Origin of the sequence: Aeromicrobium sp. MLTX1, from assembly GCF_046452335.1 — a bacterium.
GTDB lineage: Bacteria > Actinomycetota > Actinomycetes > Propionibacteriales > Nocardioidaceae > Aeromicrobium.
Window position 1 is genome coordinate 66,507 of record NZ_JBKFDN010000002.1, and the last position, 15,570, is coordinate 82,076.

16 protein-coding genes are annotated in these 15,570 nt (G+C 72.4%); 9 read left to right on the forward strand and 7 right to left on the reverse strand.

Going from position 1 to position 15,570, the window contains the following annotated elements:
- Window positions 1-41: 41 nt before the first annotated feature.
- On the reverse strand, window positions 42-1,784 hold the full coding sequence (locus ACK99Q_RS10785; protein WP_410186148.1) for an AMP-dependent synthetase/ligase: 1,743 nt from the start codon (window positions 1,782-1,784) through the stop codon (window positions 42-44).
- Window positions 1,785-1,856: 72 nt separating this feature from the next.
- Between ACK99Q_RS10785 and ACK99Q_RS10790 the strand changes: the two genes are divergently transcribed.
- Together ACK99Q_RS10790 and ACK99Q_RS10795 are read left to right on the forward strand one after the other, a co-directional pair.
- The gene (locus ACK99Q_RS10790; protein ID WP_410186149.1) at window positions 1,857-2,306 is read left to right on the forward strand and encodes an SRPBCC family protein; all 450 of its coding nucleotides are present in this window, start codon (window positions 1,857-1,859) and stop codon (window positions 2,304-2,306) included.
- Window positions 2,299-3,336 carry an ROK family glucokinase gene (locus ACK99Q_RS10795; RefSeq protein ID WP_410186150.1) on the forward strand — a complete coding sequence of 346 codons (1,038 nt, stop codon included), beginning with the start codon at window positions 2,299-2,301 and terminating at the stop codon, window positions 3,334-3,336. The genes ACK99Q_RS10790 and ACK99Q_RS10795 overlap by 8 nt, the downstream gene beginning before the upstream one ends.
- Here the strand turns inward: ACK99Q_RS10795 and ACK99Q_RS10800 are convergent.
- Both ACK99Q_RS10800 and ACK99Q_RS10805 read right to left on the reverse strand, forming a co-directional pair.
- Window positions 3,239-3,661, reverse strand: a complete 423-nt coding sequence (locus tag ACK99Q_RS10800; protein WP_410186151.1) for a hypothetical protein — start codon at window positions 3,659-3,661, stop codon at window positions 3,239-3,241. The genes ACK99Q_RS10795 and ACK99Q_RS10800 overlap by 98 nt on opposite strands.
- A 28-nt stretch (window positions 3,662-3,689) precedes the next feature.
- Entirely contained in the window at window positions 3,690-4,469 is a 780-nt protein-coding gene (locus tag ACK99Q_RS10805) for an alpha/beta hydrolase (RefSeq protein WP_410186152.1), read from the reverse strand.
- Window positions 4,470-4,485: 16 nt separating this feature from the next.
- Here ACK99Q_RS10805 and ACK99Q_RS10810 point away from each other — a divergent pair, with 16 nt between their 5' ends.
- Window positions 4,486-5,277 (forward strand): lysophospholipid acyltransferase family protein, encoded by a 792-nt coding sequence (locus ACK99Q_RS10810; protein WP_410186153.1) that lies wholly within the window; start codon window positions 4,486-4,488, stop codon window positions 5,275-5,277.
- 64 nt (window positions 5,278-5,341) lie between these two features.
- Window positions 5,342-6,679: a class II 3-deoxy-7-phosphoheptulonate synthase gene (locus ACK99Q_RS10815; protein ID WP_395487640.1), complete on the forward strand. Its 1,338-nt coding sequence runs from the start codon at window positions 5,342-5,344 to the stop codon at window positions 6,677-6,679.
- A gap of 33 nt (window positions 6,680-6,712) precedes the next feature.
- Here the strand turns inward: ACK99Q_RS10815 and pknB are convergent, their stop codons facing one another.
- Window positions 6,713-8,689, reverse strand: a complete 1,977-nt coding sequence (gene pknB, locus ACK99Q_RS10820; protein ID WP_410186154.1) for a Stk1 family PASTA domain-containing Ser/Thr kinase — start codon at window positions 8,687-8,689, stop codon at window positions 6,713-6,715.
- 62 nt (window positions 8,690-8,751) lie between these two features.
- Entirely contained in the window at window positions 8,752-9,780 is a 1,029-nt protein-coding gene (locus tag ACK99Q_RS10825) for a polyprenyl synthetase family protein (RefSeq protein WP_410186155.1), read from the reverse strand.
- A 24-nt stretch (window positions 9,781-9,804) separates the two neighbouring features.
- Between ACK99Q_RS10825 and metF the strand changes: the two genes are divergently transcribed.
- Window positions 9,805-10,713 carry a methylenetetrahydrofolate reductase [NAD(P)H] gene (metF, locus tag ACK99Q_RS10830; protein WP_179424091.1) on the forward strand — a complete coding sequence of 303 codons (909 nt, stop codon included), beginning with the start codon at window positions 9,805-9,807 and terminating at the stop codon, window positions 10,711-10,713.
- An 87-nt stretch (window positions 10,714-10,800) separates the two neighbouring features.
- On the opposite strand, the gene ACK99Q_RS10835 is transcribed toward metF, so the two are convergent.
- A complete protein-coding gene (locus ACK99Q_RS10835; protein ID WP_410186156.1) occupies window positions 10,801-11,976 on the reverse strand; it encodes a phytoene desaturase family protein in 1,176 nt (391 codons plus the stop codon).
- 2 nt (window positions 11,977-11,978) lie between these two features.
- Window positions 11,979-12,554 carry a DUF4126 domain-containing protein gene (locus ACK99Q_RS10840; protein WP_410186157.1) on the reverse strand — a complete coding sequence of 192 codons (576 nt, stop codon included), beginning with the start codon at window positions 12,552-12,554 and terminating at the stop codon, window positions 11,979-11,981.
- A gap of 54 nt (window positions 12,555-12,608) precedes the next feature.
- Here ACK99Q_RS10840 and ACK99Q_RS10845 point away from each other — a divergent pair, with 54 nt between their 5' ends.
- From ACK99Q_RS10845 to rsmH, 4 genes are all read left to right on the forward strand, one after another.
- Window positions 12,609-13,358, forward strand: coding sequence for a class I SAM-dependent methyltransferase (locus tag ACK99Q_RS10845; RefSeq protein WP_410186158.1), 750 nt, complete (start codon window positions 12,609-12,611; stop codon window positions 13,356-13,358).
- Between the two features lie 13 nt (window positions 13,359-13,371).
- Window positions 13,372-13,752, forward strand: a complete 381-nt coding sequence (locus ACK99Q_RS10850; RefSeq protein WP_179424095.1) for a DUF3040 domain-containing protein — start codon at window positions 13,372-13,374, stop codon at window positions 13,750-13,752.
- Between the two features lie 283 nt (window positions 13,753-14,035).
- Entirely contained in the window at window positions 14,036-14,488 is a 453-nt protein-coding gene (gene mraZ / locus ACK99Q_RS10855; RefSeq protein ID WP_179424096.1) for a division/cell wall cluster transcriptional repressor MraZ, read from the forward strand.
- A gap of 121 nt (window positions 14,489-14,609) precedes the next feature.
- Window positions 14,610-15,557, forward strand: a complete 948-nt coding sequence (gene rsmH, locus ACK99Q_RS10860; RefSeq protein WP_410186159.1) for a 16S rRNA (cytosine(1402)-N(4))-methyltransferase RsmH — start codon at window positions 14,610-14,612, stop codon at window positions 15,555-15,557.
- Window positions 15,558-15,570 lie beyond the last annotated feature (13 nt).

Consider the following 15,570-nt stretch of genomic DNA (forward strand, 5'->3'; position numbering starts at 1 on the left):
CCCCCGGCGATGCCGGGGGCCGTTCCTCGTGCTCGGGGCGATCAGCGCACGTAGAGCGCCTCGATCGTGTCGTGCAGGTCGCGGACCACCATGTGGCGCTTCACCTTGAACGAGGGGGTGAGGTAGCCGTTCTCCTCGGTCCAGTCCTCCTCGACGATCACGAACTTGCGGATCGCCTCGGCGCGCGAGACCTGGGCGTTGGCGTCGTCGATGGCCTTCTGGACCTCGGCGAGCAGCTCGGGATCATCCAGGTCGCCCTCCCACGCCTCGGTGTCGATCGTGACGAGCGCGGCCACGAAGGGCTTGGCCTCGCCGACCACGAGGCACTGGCTGACCAGCGGGTGCGCGCGGACGCGGTCCTCGAGGATCGCGGGGGAGACGTTCTTGCCGCCCGCCGTGACGATGAGCTCCTTCTTGCGGCCCGTGATCCGGACGAAGCCGTCCTCGGTGACCTCGCCGAGGTCGCCGGTGGAGAACCAGCCGTCCTCGGTGAGCACGTCGCGCGTGGCGCTCTCGGCGTTCCAGTAGCCGATGAACACCTGCGGGCCGCGGAACTGCAGCTCGCCGTCCTCGCCGGTGCGCACCTCGACGCCGGGCAGGGGCGGACCGACGGTGCCGATGCGCTGGGCGTCCGGGTGGTTCACGGTGAGCGCCGCGGTGGTCTCGGTGAGGCCGTAGCCCTCGAACACGTTGAGGCCCACGCCACGGTAGAAGTGGCCGAGTCGGTCGCCGAGCGGCGCGCCGCCGGAGATGGCGTGCGTGGCGCGACCGCCGAGGGCGTCGCGCAGCTTGCCGTAGACGAGCTTGCTGTAGAGGCCGTGCTTGGCCCGCAGCGCCAGCGACGCCTTGCCCGACTCGGTGGCGCGGCTGTACGCGATGGCCGTGCGGACGGCCGCGTCGAAGATCTTGCCCTTGCCCTCGGCATAGGCCTTCGTGCTGGCGCTGTTGAAGACCTTCTCGAACACGCGCGGGACGGCGAGCACGAAGGTGGGCTTGAACTGGCCCAGGTGCTCGACGAGGTTGGCGATGTCGGCGGTGTGCCCCAGCACCGATCCGTAGCGGATCGCGCCGACCTGCACGATGCGCGCGAACACGTGCGCGAGCGGCAGGAACAGCAGGGTGGCCGCGTCGTCGGGGGCGAACATCACCTCGAGGCGCTCGTTGGCGCCCCAGAGCTCGGCGCGGAAGTTCGCGTGCGTGAGCTCGCAGCCCTTGGGACGGCCGGTGGTGCCGGAGGTGTAGATCAGCGTGGCCAGATCGCCCTCGACCACCGCCGCGCGGCGGGCCTCGAGCGTCTCGTCGTCGATCGCGGCGCCCTCGGCGGCGAGCAGCGTCAGCACGTCCTCGATGGGGCGGCTGGAGACGAGCTCGGGTGCCTCGGGGCGCGCCTCGTCGATGCGCGCGCGGTGCTCGTCGTTCTCGTAGAAGACGTGGGTCGCGCCGGAGTCGGCGAGGATCCACGCGATCTGCGGCGCGGACGAGGTCTCGTAGATCGGCACGGTGACCGCGCCGATCCACCAGTTGGCGTAGTCGAGGACGGTCCACTCGTAGCGCGTCTTGGCCAGCAGGGCCACGCGGTCGCCGTGGCCGACGCCACCGGCGAGCAGGCCCTTGGCCGCCGCGGTCACCTGCTCGTGGAACTCGCCCAGCGTGACGTCGAGCCACTCGCCGTCGACGACACGGCGCAGCGACACGCGGTCGCGCTGGGCGTCGAGGCGGTCCAGGACGTCGAGGCTGAGGGTTCCCCAGGACGCGGGGAGGGAGTGCGAATTCTCGGTGGTCACAGACAGCACCGTACCGTCCCGTCACGGCGCGTCGTTGCGCCGATAGTCTGGTCGCCAGTCGAGGAGGTGGACATGGCGCGCACGGTCAGCGACATCGTGATCGAGGCTCCGGCCGGTGAGGTGATGTCGGTCATCGCCGCGTTCGACGACTACCCCGACTGGGCCACCGGAATGCGCGAGGTCACGGTGCTGGCCACCGACGACGCGGGGCGTCCGCTCGACGTCCGATTCGTCGTCGACTCCGCCCCCATCCGCGACACCTTCACGCTGCGCTACGACTGGCGTGACCAGCGGCTCGTGACGTGGAGCCTGGTCCCCGCGGACGAGACGATGCTGTCGGGCATGGACGGCTCCTACTCGCTGGACTCGGTGGCCGACGACAAGACCCGCGTCACCTACCAGCTGGTGGTCGACCTCAAGCTGCCGCTGCTGGGGATGCTCAAGCGCAAGGCGGAGAAGGTCATCGTCGACACGGCGCTCAAGGGGCTCAAGCGCCGCGTCGAGGGCCACGCCGGTGGCTGAGCGCCTCGCCGTCGGGATCGACGTCGGCGGCACGAAGATCGCCGGAGGCGTCGTCGACGAGGACGGCCGGATCCTGGCGCGGTCGCGCCGGGCCACCCCCAGCACCGACCCGTCGGCCGTGCTCGACGCGATCGCCGACCTCGTCGAGGAGTTCCGCGACCAGTTCGTCGTCCGCGCCGTCGGCGTGGGGGCGGCCGGCTACGTCGACGTCACGGGCTCCACCGTCGTGTTCTCCCCGCACCTGGCGTGGCGCAACGAGCCGCTGCGCGACGCCGTGGTCCGCCGCACCGGCCTGCCCGTCCTGGTGGACAACGACGCCAACGCCGCCGGCTGGGCCGAGTGGCGCTTCGGCGCCGCGCAGAACCTGCCCGACGTCGTGCTGGTCAACCTCGGCACCGGCATCGGCGGCGCGATGGTGCTCGACGGCACGCTCTACCGCGGCCACTCCGGCATGGCCGGCGAGTTCGGCCACCAGCGGGTCGTCGACGACGGCCGCCCGTGCGAGTGCGGCAACCGCGGCTGCTGGGAGCAGTACGCCAGCGGCCGCGTCCTCGAGCGCCGGGCTCAGGCCGCGGTCGCGGAGGGGTCGGACATCGGCCGCGCCCTGGTCGAGGCCGCCGGGGGAGCCGACCGCGTCGACGGTGCCACGGTCGGACGGCTCTCGGCCGACGGCCACGAGGAGGCCCAGGCCTGGGTCGGCGACATCGGCCGCTGGCTGGGCATCGGGCTGGCCAACCTGGCGGCCGCGCTGGACCCCGCGATCTTCGTCATCGGCGGCGGCGTCAGCCAGACGGGCGAGACGCTGCTGCGGCCCGCCCGGTTCGCCTTCCACGACCACCTGACGGGGCGCGGCTACCGCTCCGAGGCGCGGATCGTCGCGGCGCACCTGGGCAACGACGCCGGGCTCGTGGGCGCGGCCGACCTCGCTCGTCTCAGAGCGCGGCGCCGTCGTCCGGCCAGTCCGGGTTACTCGGTCCGCGGTCCGGCAGCCGCGCGATCAGGTAGGCGACGGCGCAGACCGCGGCGATGACCACGGCCGCCACCAGCACGGGCGGCGGGGTCATGTCGGCGAGGCGCGCCAGGATCAGCAGCGCGGGGCCGCCGATTATGACGAGCCAGGCCGTCTTGGTGCGCTTGTCGGTGGGCAGGTCCGCCGGGCCGACGTCGCGGTAGAACTGGTCGTCCTGCTCCTCGGGCTCGGCGGCGCGCCGCTGCTCCTCCTCGAGCTCCTCGCGCTCGCGGGCCGCGGCGGCCTGCGCGGCCGAGCGGTCGAAGTCGTCGAGTCCGCTGAGGTCGAGCTCGAGGCCCTCGACGATCCGGTCGAAGTCGTCGCGCGGTGATGCGGGGTCGGTCATGGCGACCTCCTCGGGACGGTGGAGCGGCTCACGCGCGGGGCGCGTGGTCGGCGATGAACTGTGCCGACCTCTCCATGATGAACTCCGCATCGTGATCGAGCGTCGCGACGTGGAAGCTGTCGCTCAGCTCGACCAGCTCGCGCTCGGGGGAGGAGACGCCCTCCATCACCAGTCGGGCGGTGGTCTCGTCGACGACGTGGTCGTCGGCGGAGCGGAACAGCAGCAGGGGAGCGGTGACCCGGTCGAGGTTCTCGCGCACGTCGCGCCACAGCTGCAGCTGCGAGGCGAGGGCCTTCAGCGGCGTGCGGCTGTAGGCGATCTCGTCCTGGCCCGGCTTCTTGATGTCGTTGGACACGCCACCGATCGAGGGCAGCACGCGGCTCAGGAGGGGCACCAGCTTGAGGTCGAGCCGCTTGAGGGCGATCGCGGGGTTGACCAGCACGAGCGCGTCGACGTCGTCGGGACGCTGCTCGGCCAGTCGCAGCGCCAGCGCGCCGCCCATCGACAGGCCGCACACCGCGACCCAGTCGCACTGCGCGCGCAGCTCGGTCAGCGCGGTGTCGACCTCGCCGTACCAGTCGCGCCACGTCGTGGTGTTCATCTCCTGCCACGACGTGCCGTGCCCGGGCAGCCGCGGCACCGACACCGTGTGACCGGCCTCGGCGAGCAGTCGACCCCACGGCGTCATCGACGCGGGCGAGCCGGTGAAGCCGTGGCTCAGCAGGACGCCGACGCGGCCGCCGGGGGAGAAGAACGCTTCGGCGCCGGGGCGGACGGGCGACCCGCCGGGGGCGAGGGAGTCGGACATGACGCCATGGTGCCCCATGTCACGTCCGGTCGGACAGCGGCGCGGTAATGTCTCGTGCGTGTTCTACTGGTTCCTCAAGTTCCTGGCTCTGGGTCCGGTGCTCAAGCTGATCTTCAGGCCGTGGGCCGAGGGCACCGAGAACGTCCCGCGCGAGGGCGCGGTGATCCTGGCCAGCAACCACCTGTCGTACAGCGACTGGCTGTTCATGCCGCTAGTGATCCCGCGCCGCGTCACCTTCGTGGCGAAGGCCGAGTACTTCGAGGGCACGGGCCTCAAGGGCTTCCTCCAGCGCTCCTTCTTCTCCGGCTCGGGCCAGGTCCCGATCGACCGCAGCAGCGGCAGCGCCGCCGCCGGCGCGATCCGCACCCAGCTGCGGCTGCTCGCCGAGGGCGAGGTCTGCGGCATCTACCCCGAGGGCACCCGCTCGCACGACGGCAAGCTCTACCGCGGCCGCACCGGCGTGGCCCGCCTCGCGCTCGAGGCGAAGGTCCCGGTGATCCCGGTCGCCGTCATCAACACCGACGTCGTCGCGCCCCCGGGCAAGATCCTCGGTCGCTACGCCCGGCCCGGCGTGCGGTTCGGCAAGCCGCTGGACTTCAGCCGCTACGAGGGCATGCAGGACGACCGCTACATCCTGCGCGCGATCACCGACGAGATCCTCTACGAGATCATGAACCTGTCGGGTCAGGAGTACGTCGACCTCTACGCGCCCGACGCGAAGAAGCGCGACAAGGAGCTCGAGCGCCAGGCGGCCAAGGAGCGCGACCGCGCCGAGGCCGACGAGGTCTGGGAGGAGATCGCCGAATAGGGCGGTCCCGTCCTGCATGCGGACGTCGTCCGGGGCGTGGAAGCCGGTCGCGTATCCTTTCTTGGTGAGCATTCCCAGCCTTGAAGAACTGCGTGCGATCGGTGCTGCACAGCAGCCCACGTACCCCGATCTCGACGCGCGCGACGCCGCCGTCGAGAAGCTGCGGAAGATGCCCCCGCTGGTCTTTGCGGGCGAGTGCGACTCGCTGCGCGACAAGATGGCGGCCGTGGCACGTGGCGAGGCCTTTCTGCTCCAGGGCGGCGACTGCGCCGAGACCTTCGAGGGCGTCACCGCCGAGAACGTGCGAAACAAGCTGCGCGTGCTGCTGTCGATGGCCGTCGTCCTGACCTACGCCGCGAGCGTCCCGGTCGTGAAGGTCGGCCGTCTGGCCGGCCAGTACGCCAAGCCGCGCTCCAGCGACACCGAGACGCGCGACGGCGTCACGCTGCCGGCCTACCGCGGCGACGCGGTCAACGGCTTCGACTTCACGCCCGAGGCGCGTCACCCCGATCCGCAGCGGCTGCTCGACGTCTACCACGCCTCGAGCGCCACGCTGAACCTCGCGCGCGCCTTCACCACCGGCGGCTACGCCGACCTGCGCCAGATGCACTCGTGGAACACGGACTTCGTGCGCAACAGCCCCGTGCGCGAGCGCTACGAGCGCATCGGCGACGAGATCGACCGCGCCCTGGCCTTCATGGAGGCCATCGGCGCCGACCCCGACGAGCTGCACACCGTGGACTTCTACTCCTCGCACGAGGCCCTCGTGCTGGAGTACGAGCACGCGCTGACCCGCATCGACTCGCGCACCGACCGCCCGTACGACGTCTCGGGCCACTTCGTGTGGATCGGCGAGCGCACGCGCCAGCTGGACGGCGCCCACGTCGAACTGCTGAGCCGCATCGCCAACCCGATCGGCGTGAAGCTCGGCCCCACCAGCACGGCCGACGATGCGCTCGCGCTCTACGAGAAGCTCAACCCCGACCACGTGCCGGGCAAGATCACCTTCATCACGCGCTTCGGCGCCGAGAAGATCCGCGACCTCCTGCCCACGCTGGTGGAGAAGGTCACGGCCGCCGGCGCGCAGGTCGCGTGGGTCACCGACCCCATGCACGGCAACACGTTCGCGACGGACAACGGCTACAAGACGCGCGAGTTCGACGCGGTCATCGACGAGGTCCGGGGCTTCTTCGAGGTCCACCGCGCCCTCGGCACGTGGCCCGGTGGCCTGCACGTCGAGCTCACCGGGGACGACGTCACCGAGTGCCTCGGCGGCGGCATGCGCCTGTCGGCCCAGGACCTCGAGCACCGCTACGAGACGCTGTGCGACCCGCGCCTGAACCGGGCGCAGTCGCTCGAGCTGGCGTTCCTCGTCGCCGAGATGCTGGCCGGCCGCTCCTGATCCTCGTTCCTGACCTCGCGGTCCGCCGCGAGGTCAGGACAGGAACACGGTGACGGTCGAGCCGGGCTTGACCTTCTTGCCCACCGTCGTCATCTGGTACTGCACCCGCGCGTCGTCGCCCGAGAACGGATTCTTCGCGGCGTTCAGCTTCAGGCCGATCGCGGTGACGGCCGCGCGGGCCTCGTCCTCGGTCATGCCGCGCAGGTCGGGCACGGCGACGAGCTCGGGGCCCTTGGAGACCGTGAGCGCGATCGTGTCGCCCCGCACACCGGTGCCCGACGACGGGGTCTGCGAGATGACCACGCCCTTCTTCACGGTGTCGCTGAACTGCTCGACCTCACGGACGACGAATCCGGCGTCCTCCAGGGCGGCGGAGGCGTCGTCGGCGGGCTTGCCGGTGTAGTCGGTGATCTTGATGGGCTTCGGGCCCTTGCTGACGACGAGGTCGACCGCGGTGTCGCGCTTGACCTGGTCGCCGACCTTGTGGCTCGAGGACTTGATGATCCCGTCGGTGGGGACCTTGTCGCTGAAGGCCTGGGTGACCTCGCCGACGCGCAGGTTCAGCGAGCCCAGGATGGTCTCGGCCTCCGAGAGGGATCGGCCCTGGATGTTCGGGATCTCGTAGCGCTCCTTGCCCTTGCTGACGACGAGCGTGATGACGTCGTCGGGCAGCGCACGCGATCCGGCGTCGGGGTCGGAGGAGACCACGGCGCCCTTCTCGACGACCTCGGAGAAGGCGGGCTCGCCGATCTCGGTGGTGAAGCCGGCGGCCTCGGCGGTCTTGACGGCCTCGGCCTGGTCGAGCGAGACGAGGTTCGGCACGGTCTCGTAGCGGCCGATCGCGAGGTACCAGCCGAGCAGGGCCGTGGCGGCCAGTGCGGCGAGCGCCACGATCAGCAGGAACGGCCCGCGACGGCGCCGGCCGGCCGGGGCGGGCTCGGTGTGGGTGGGCCGGTCGACCGGCGCGGTCGCGACGGGACCGCCGAACGTGGTGGTGGGCTCGGTGACGGCCGTGGTGGGCTGGTCCTGGCCGACGTCCCACAGCGACGTGACGGGCGCGGTCATCTCGACGTCGGCGGGCGGGCCGTCGAGGACGGGAGCGACGACGGGCGTGGGCCCCGAGCCGGGGAGCAGGTCCTGCGTCAGCTCGGGATCGTCGGCGAGCCCGGCGGCCAGGGCGCGCTGGACCTGGCGCAGCTGGTGCAGCAGGACGCGGGCGTCGGGGGAGCGGCGCTCGCGGTCGCGCGTCATGGCGCGCCGCACCAGGGCGTCGAGGTAGGGCGGGATGCCCGGCTGGAGCGTGGAGGGCGGCGCGACGTCCTCGTTCACGTGCTGGTGCGCCACCGCGAGCGGCGAGTCGCCCGTGTGCGGCTTGGAGCCGGTGAGCATCTCGAAGAGCATCGCGCCGCACGCGTAGACGTCGGTGCGGGCGTCGGCGCCCTGGTGGGTGATGACCTCGGGCGCCAGGTAGGACACGGTGCCGACGAGGACGCCGTCGAAGGTGGAGTCGTTCGTGATCGCGCGCGCCAGCCCGAAGTCGGCAAGCTTGACCTCGCCCGTGGTGGAGATCAGCACGTTCTCGGGCTTGATGTCACGGTGGATCAGTCCCGCGTCGTGCGCCGCCGAGAGCGCCATGAGCACGGGCTCGAGGTAGGACAGCGCACGCCGCGGCGCCATCGGCGCCTCCTCGCGCAGCACGTCGCGCAGGGTGCGGCCGGGGACGTACTCCATGACGAGGTAGATCGTCTCGCCGTCGACGCCCTGGTCGTAGACCGAGACGATGCCGCGGTGGTTCAGCTTCGCGGCCGACTGGGCCTCGCGCACGAACCGCTCGGGAGTGTCCTCGAGGTCGGTGTCGGGGTGCATGATCTTGACCGCGACGATGCGATCCAGGCGCAGGTCGGTGGCGCGGAAGACGCTGGCCATGCCGCCCCGGGCGATGCGCTCATGGATCACGTAACGCTGGTCGAGCGTGCGCCCGACCAGTGCGTCGTCGTCCGTGACCGTCATGCTCGCCTCCTGGAACACCTCGATTCTAAGGGCTGCGCCCCCAGCACCCGTGCTCCCTCGGATCAGCGGACGCGTCGGATGGCCGCGTCGACCAGTGGCTCGAGCACCGGGGCGGCCGACGGGCCGATCCGCGCGATGGCGCGCAGCGACTGGTCGACGAGCCGATCGATGTCGGCCTCGACCTGTGCGAGCGCCCCGCTGGACTCGATGAGGTCGTGCAGCTCGGTGACGCCCTCCTCGGTGCCGAGCAGCGCCAGGACGCGCTCGTGGCCGACCGCGTCGGCGGTGCGGGCGACCAGGACCGTGCGCTTGCCCTCGCGCAGGTCGTCGCCGATCGGCTTGCCGGTGTCGGCGGGGTCGCCGAAGACGCCGAGGACATCGTCGCGCAGCTGGAACGCCTCGCCGAGCGGCAGCGCCACATCGGTGAGCTGAGCCAGGAGGGCGTCGTCGCCGCCGGCCAGCGCGGCGCCCACGTGGAGGGGGCGCTCGATCGTGTACTTGGCGGACTTGAAGCGGATCACGTGCATCGCGCTGGCGACGTCGAGCCGGTCGCGGGTCTGCGCGAGGACGTCGAGGAACTGACCGGAGACGACCTCGGACTTGCAGGCGTCCCACAGCCGCGCGGCCCGGGCGTCGGGCTCGGCGCGGCGCAGGTGCTCGTCGGCCCACGACAGCATGAGGTCGCCGAGGAGGATCGCCACGCGGGCGCCGTACTCGTGGGCCTCGCCGTGACCGCCGGCCGCGACGTGCCGCGCCTCGAAGTCGCGGTGCACGCTGGGTCGGCCGCGCCGGGTGTCGGAGCCGTCCATCAGGTCGTCGTGGACCAGCGCGCTGCCCTGGAGCCACTCGAACGCCGCGCCCGCCGCGGCGACGCGCTCGTCGGAGGGGGCGCCGCCCGCGAGCAGCCAGCCGGCGTGGCAGAAGGTGGGCCGCAGCAGCTTGCCGCCCGCCGTGAAGTCGACGGCCGCGTCGACGAGGTCGCCCACCGCGGGATCGAGATCGGTCAGCAGGCGCCGCTGCTCGCCGACGAAGGAGTCCAGCTGTCGAGCGACAGCTGTCCGAAAGGTGGAATCGGCTGCCGGGCTGTTCACCTCCGTGAGGATACCGTTGGGGCCATGCCCGCTTCCCCCGACGCCGCGTCCCACGACCCGATCCTGCAGGCGCTCGCCTCGGACCGGCCGGCCGTGTCGTTCGAGTTCTTCCCGCCGAAGGACGACGAGGGCGAGGCGCAGCTGTGGCGCACGATCGACGACCTGTCGCCGCTCGAGCCGACGTTCGTGTCGGTCACGTACGGCGCCGGCGGCACCAGCCAGGACCGCACCGTCCGGATCACCGAGCGGATCGCGCGCGAGGCGTCCATGCCGCCCGTCGGCCACCTCACGCTCGTCGGACAGAGCCGCGGCGAGATCGAGACGGTGCTCAAGCAGTACGTCGCGGCGGGCGTCCAGCACGTGCTGGCCCTGCGCGGCGATCCGGCCGGCGGCCCGCGCGCTCCGTGGGAGCCGCATCCCGACGGCATGAGCCACGCGATCGAGCTGGTCGACCTGGTGCGCGAGGTCGGCGGCCTGTCCGTGGGCGTGGCCGCGTTCCCCGAGGGTCACCCCGACTGCGGTGGCCTCGACGAGGACGCCGACGTGCTCGTGGCCAAGTCCCGCGCCGGCGCGTCCTTCGCGATCTCGCAGCTGTTCTTCCGCGCCGACGACTACTTCGGCCTCGTCCGCCGGGTGCGCGACCGGGGCTGCGACCTGCCGATCGTGCCGGGCATCATGCCGATCCTGAACTTCGGCCAGGTGGCCCGGATGGCCGAGCTCTCCGGCGCCGACATGCCGCGCGAGGTGCTCGACCAGATCGAGCCGATCGCCGACGACCGTGCCGCGGTGCGCGCCAAGGGCATCGAGCTGGCCACCCAGCTGTGTCGCGACCTGCTCGCGGGCGGCGCCCCGGGCCTGCACTTCATGACGCTCAACCGCTCGCCCGCGACGCGCGAGATCTTCGAGCAGCTGCGCGCCGACGGCCTCGTCTGAGCCGTCCGTGCGGGGTTTCCCGTCACGATGCGGGGGAAGTTCTCCCCGCTCCGTGACGGATTCCCCGGTGAACAGGGGAATCCTCGCCTAGCGCGGCACGGCGCCGAGGTGGGCGGCGAGGGCGGCGGTGCCCATGCCGGTGATCTCGAGGCCGGCGCCGGGCGCGGCGGCGGCGCCCACGACCCACAGGCCCTCGCGCGGGCTTCGCGCCGGCAGCGGCAGGTCGGAGACGGCCGGGGGAGCGGGCACGCTCTCGCGCCACGTCACGTGCGGCCGCAGGTCGTGGCCGTGCCGGGCCAGCACCTCGAGCGGGTCGGTTCCGGTGGGCGCCTCGAGCACCCAGCCGTCGTCGCCCGAGCGCCAGCCGCGCACCACCGCGCGACCGTGCACCACCAGGTCGTCGGGCGCCTCGGCGCCGTCGAGCCGCACGGCGGTGAGGGTGCGGTCGCCGGAGTGATCGGAGCCGGTGGCCCACACGACGAGGTCGGCCTCGCGGACCGAGCCGTCGGCGAGCACGACGCCTTCCACGACGCCCGACGCCGCCGACGGCTCGGCGACCTCGACGCCGGTCTCGACGGTGACGCGTCGCTCGCCGAGCCGCTTCAGCAGGGCGGCGGCGAGCCCGGCGCTGCCGCCGTCGAACCGCCAGCGCCCGAAGTTGCGCTCGACGTAGTGCCAGACCGCCAGCACCGAGGGGCCTGACGGCTCCACCCAGCCCAGCTCGGCGCCCACCCGACGCAGCCGCGCGTCGCGCACGGGACGCGCCAGTCGGTCCAGCGAGACGTCCGCGAGCGGCACCTCCGGGGAGGGCGTGCCGAGGGGGTGCGCGGCCTCGAACACGGTGCGGCGGACGGCGTCCCACGGGTCGGCGAGCTCGTCGACCCACGGCGACCAGGGGTCGGACCCGAGTGCCGCGGTCACCGCGTCGTGCTGGGCGCCGCGGGTGCCGAAGGGCAGGTCGAGGTCGAGACGGCGACCGGGCCAGCGGCCGGCGACGACGTGGCGGCGTGGACCGGCGGGGGAGATGGCCAGGAGCGCGTCCATCGGCCGGCCGGACTTGCGGAACAGGTCGCGGAAGACGCCGGGCAGGGTCACGCTGTCAGGGCCGGCCGCCCACCGGGTGCCGGCGATCGGCCGGCCGAGCAGCAGCCCGCCCGCCTCGGCGTCGCGCTCGAGCACGGTGACCTGGTGCCGCAGCTTCGCCAGCCGTGCGGCTGCGGAGAGTCCGGCGAAGCCGCTGCCGACGACGATGATCCGGGCCACCCTCAGCCCCTCCGCTCGCGTCGCCGGGTGCGGGCGCGCCGGACCGCGCGCCACAGCCAAAGGAACAGGGAGACGCCGAGGAGCAGCGCGACGGCCGTGACGACGAGGGCGACCCACGGGTGCGCGAGCGCCAGCAGCACGACGGCCACGACGCTCAGGTCCTCGCCGGTGCTCAGCGCGGCGTTCGAGAACGGCTCGGGGGAGGTGTTCGCGGCCGCGCGCACGCCCGCCTTGACGCCGTGGGAGGCCAGCGCGGTGCCGCCGCCGAGCGCCGCGAGCAGCGCCGGGTCGAGCGTGCCGCCGTGCTCGGCCAGCTTCCACGCCAGGATCGCGCCGACCGCCGGGCGGACGACCGTGGAGACGCCGTCCCACGCCGAGTCGAGCCACGGCACCTTGTCCACGACGAACTCGATCGCGAACATGCCCAGGCTCAGGCCGATGACCCACCAGTCGCCGAATCCGGCCGGCACCCACTCCGAGCCGCCGGCGCGCGCCACGATCCCGAGCACCGCCACGGTGGCCCAGGCGTTGACGCCGCTGGCCCATCCCGTGGCGAAGACGAGGGCCGCCAGATCCATGCCGCGACCGTACCGCGAGGCACTGCGCCACCCGCCCTGTGGGAAGGTGACGTCATGGGTCCGATCCGTGGCGTGCTGGCGTGGCAGTCCGTGCTCGACGCGCTGGTGCAGGCCGGGACGGCTCCTGACGGCTCCGGCTCCCTCGACGTGCTCGACCTCGGTGGCGGCACCGGCTCGGACGCCGTGCGCGTCGCCGCGCTCGGCCACCGGGTCGTCGTGGTCGACCCCAGCCCGGACGCCCTCGCCGCCTCCGCCCGCCGTGCGGCCGAGGCCGGCGTCGAGGTCGAGGGCCGCCTCGGCGACTCGGCCGACCTCGCCGAGCACGTCGCGCCCGCGAGCGTCGACGTCGTCATCTGCCACGGGGTGCTCGAGCACGTCGACGATCCCGGCCAGGCCGTGGCCGCGGCGCGCGAGGTGCTGCGTCCCGGAGGCTGGCTCAGCGTGATCGTCCCCGGACGCGTCGCGGCGGTCGCGGCACGGGCCGCGGCGGGCGACTTCGCCGGGGCCACGGCCCTCGTCGAGGCGGCGCCGGACGCCTCGTGGGACCTCGCCGGACTCGGTCCGCGACGCTGGTTCGCCGAGGAGCTCGAGGACCTGCTCGCCGACCACGGACTGACCCCCGTCCTGAGCCAGGGCGTGCGGGCCCTGAGCGACGACGTTCCGGGCGTCGTCGTCGACGGATCGGCCGGTGCCCGCGAGGAGTTGTTCGCCCTCGAGCGCTCGATCCGGCGGATTCCGCAGTTCGCTGGACGTTCGGCTGGTTTGCAGACCATGGCCCGCCTAGAATCGAACCCACACCCCTGACCTAGGAGTCACCGTGCCACTGTCGGACGAAGAGGCCCGGCTGCTCGCCCAGTTGGAGCAGTCGCTGGCCGCAGAGGATCCCGAGTTCGCGTCCACGCTGCGCGGCTCCAAGTTGATCGCGCACAACCGTCGTGTCGCGGCCATCTGCGTCGTGGGCTTCCTCGCCGGCATCGCCATGCTGCTGGGCGGAGCCGTGTCCAAGATGACCTGGGTCGGTGCGCTCGGCTTCGTCGCCATGGTGGCGGCCGCCTACTTCTTCGTCCGTGCCTGGCGTCGTGGCATCAGCGGCGCCCAGGAGCCCAGCGGCCCCGCGCCCAGCTCGCCGAAGGGCTCCGGCTCCTTCGTCGAGCGCATGGAGGAGCGCTGGCAGCGTCGTCAGGACGACGGCATCTGATCGCTCCACCGCGCACCACCGTCCACGAGACCCCGCCGATCGGCGGGGTCTTCGTCGTCTTCGCCCCCTGTCGCTCCACCTGCGGCTGAATTCCCCCCACTTCCCCCCACCGACCCGCCATCGCTGAGACGGCGGGTCTTTTGCGTCCCCGTCCCACGCGACACGCCTGACTCTTGACGAAATCAGGGTGGATGGTGGAGCGTTGTGGGTTAAGGTGGGGCGTAGTGGTGGAAACACCGGACTTCGACCTCGAGGGAGAGCGACGTGGAGCAGGGAGGACGCGATGGCCGCACCGGCATCGACGCACTTCTTCGGCACGTTCACGCCTCGCCTCGACGAGAAGGGCAGGCTCTTCCTGCCGGCGAAGTTCCGACCCCTGCTGACGGACGGCGTGGTGCTGACGCGAGGTCAGGAGCACTGCATCTACGGCTGGACGCCCGAGGCGTTCGACGAGTTCTCCGAGCGGGCGCGGCAGGCGTCGTTCACGAATCGGCAGGCGCGCAACTTCATCCGCATGCTCTTCGGCGGCGCGGCGCACGAGACGCCGGACAAGCAGGGGCGCGTGCCCGTGTCGCAGCTGCTGCGCGACTGGGCCGGCCTGGACCGCGACTGCACGGTCGTGGGCACGGGCGAGCGGTTCGAGATCTGGGACTCGGCGAAGTGGAACGACTTCTCCGACGAGCACGAGGAGGGCTTCGCCGACCTGTCGGAGGAGATCTTCCCCGGGATCTTCTGAGCACTGCCGCGGTGGGGCGCGATGCCCGCCTGAGGGGTTCTGACGTCACTTCCCCGGCGTCAGAACTCTGCAGGCGGGGATCGGGCCCCATCGGCGCGCGCCTGATCAGCGGCGAGGTCGCATGAACGCGCGGCACGTCCCGGTGATGCTGGACCGCGTCGTGTCGGAGTTCGCCCCCGTCGTGGAGGGACGTGACCGGCCGGTCGTCGTCGACACCACGCTCGGCCTGGGCGGGCACACCGAGGCGCTCCTGACCCGGTACCCGAGCCTGCACGTCATCGGCATCGACCGCGACCCCGAGGCCCTGCGCCGCGCGGGGGAGCGGCTGGCGCCGTTCGGTGACCGCTTCGAGGCGGCGCACGCGGTGTACGACGAGATCACCGAGGTCGTGCACGCGTCGGGCCGCACGAGCGTCGACGGGGTCCTGTTCGACCTCGGCGTCTCCTCGATGCAGCTCGACCTGGCCGACCGCGGCTTCGCCTACGCGCAGGACGCGCCGCTGGACATGCGGATGAACTCCGAGGACGACCTCACGGCCGCCGGCGTGCTCAACACCTACGCCGAGGACGACCTGGCGCGGATCCTGCGCGAGTACGGCGAGGAGAAGTTCGCCCGCCGCATCGCCAAGGAGATCGTCGCCGAGCGCGAGCAGCGACCGTTCGAGCGCAGCGAGCAGCTCGTCGAGCTGATCCGCCGCAGCATCCCGGCCCCGGCCCGGCGCACGGGCGGCAACCCCGCCAAGCGCACGTTCCAGGCACTGCGGATCGAGGTCAACGACGAGCTCGGCGTCTACCGACGGGCGCTGCCGGCGGCGCTCGACCTGCTGTCGGTCGGCGGCCGCGTCGTCGTCCTGTCGTACCACTCCCTGGAGGACCGGATCACCAAGCGCGTGTTCACCTCCGCCACCACGAGCACGGCTCCGCGGGACCTCCCCGTGGTGCCCGAGTCCATGCAGGCCCGCTTCCGCTCCCTGACCCGGGGAGCCGAGCTGGCCGGCGAGGACGAGATCACCGACAACCCCCGCGCGCGTTCGGTCCGGATGCGCGCTGTCGAACGGATCGCCGCATGACCGACACGCAGAG

Bases quoted from the DNA above. Each gene is read 5' to 3' on its own strand.
- pknB (WP_410186154.1), bottom strand. From the start codon at position 8,689: ATGACGGTCACGGACGACGACGCACTGGTCGGGCGCACGCTCGACCAG.
- ACK99Q_RS10845 (WP_410186158.1), top strand. From the start codon at position 12,609: ATGGGTCCGATCCGTGGCGTGCTGGCGTGGCAGTCCGTGCTCGACGCG.
- ACK99Q_RS10800 (WP_410186151.1), bottom strand. From the start codon at position 3,661: ATGACCGACCCCGCATCACCGCGCGACGACTTCGACCGGATCGTCGAG.
- ACK99Q_RS10790 (WP_410186149.1), top strand. From the start codon at position 1,857: ATGGCGCGCACGGTCAGCGACATCGTGATCGAGGCTCCGGCCGGTGAG.
- mraZ (WP_179424096.1), top strand. From the start codon at position 14,036: ATGGCCGCACCGGCATCGACGCACTTCTTCGGCACGTTCACGCCTCGC.
- ACK99Q_RS10840 (WP_410186157.1), bottom strand. From the start codon at position 12,554: ATGGATCTGGCGGCCCTCGTCTTCGCCACGGGATGGGCCAGCGGCGTC.
- ACK99Q_RS10805 (WP_410186152.1), bottom strand. From the start codon at position 4,469: ATGTCCGACTCCCTCGCCCCCGGCGGGTCGCCCGTCCGCCCCGGCGCC.
- metF (WP_179424091.1), top strand. From the start codon at position 9,805: ATGCCCGCTTCCCCCGACGCCGCGTCCCACGACCCGATCCTGCAGGCG.
- ACK99Q_RS10810 (WP_410186153.1), top strand. From the start codon at position 4,486: ATGTCACGTCCGGTCGGACAGCGGCGCGGTAATGTCTCGTGCGTGTTC.
- rsmH (WP_410186159.1), top strand. From the start codon at position 14,610: ATGAACGCGCGGCACGTCCCGGTGATGCTGGACCGCGTCGTGTCGGAG.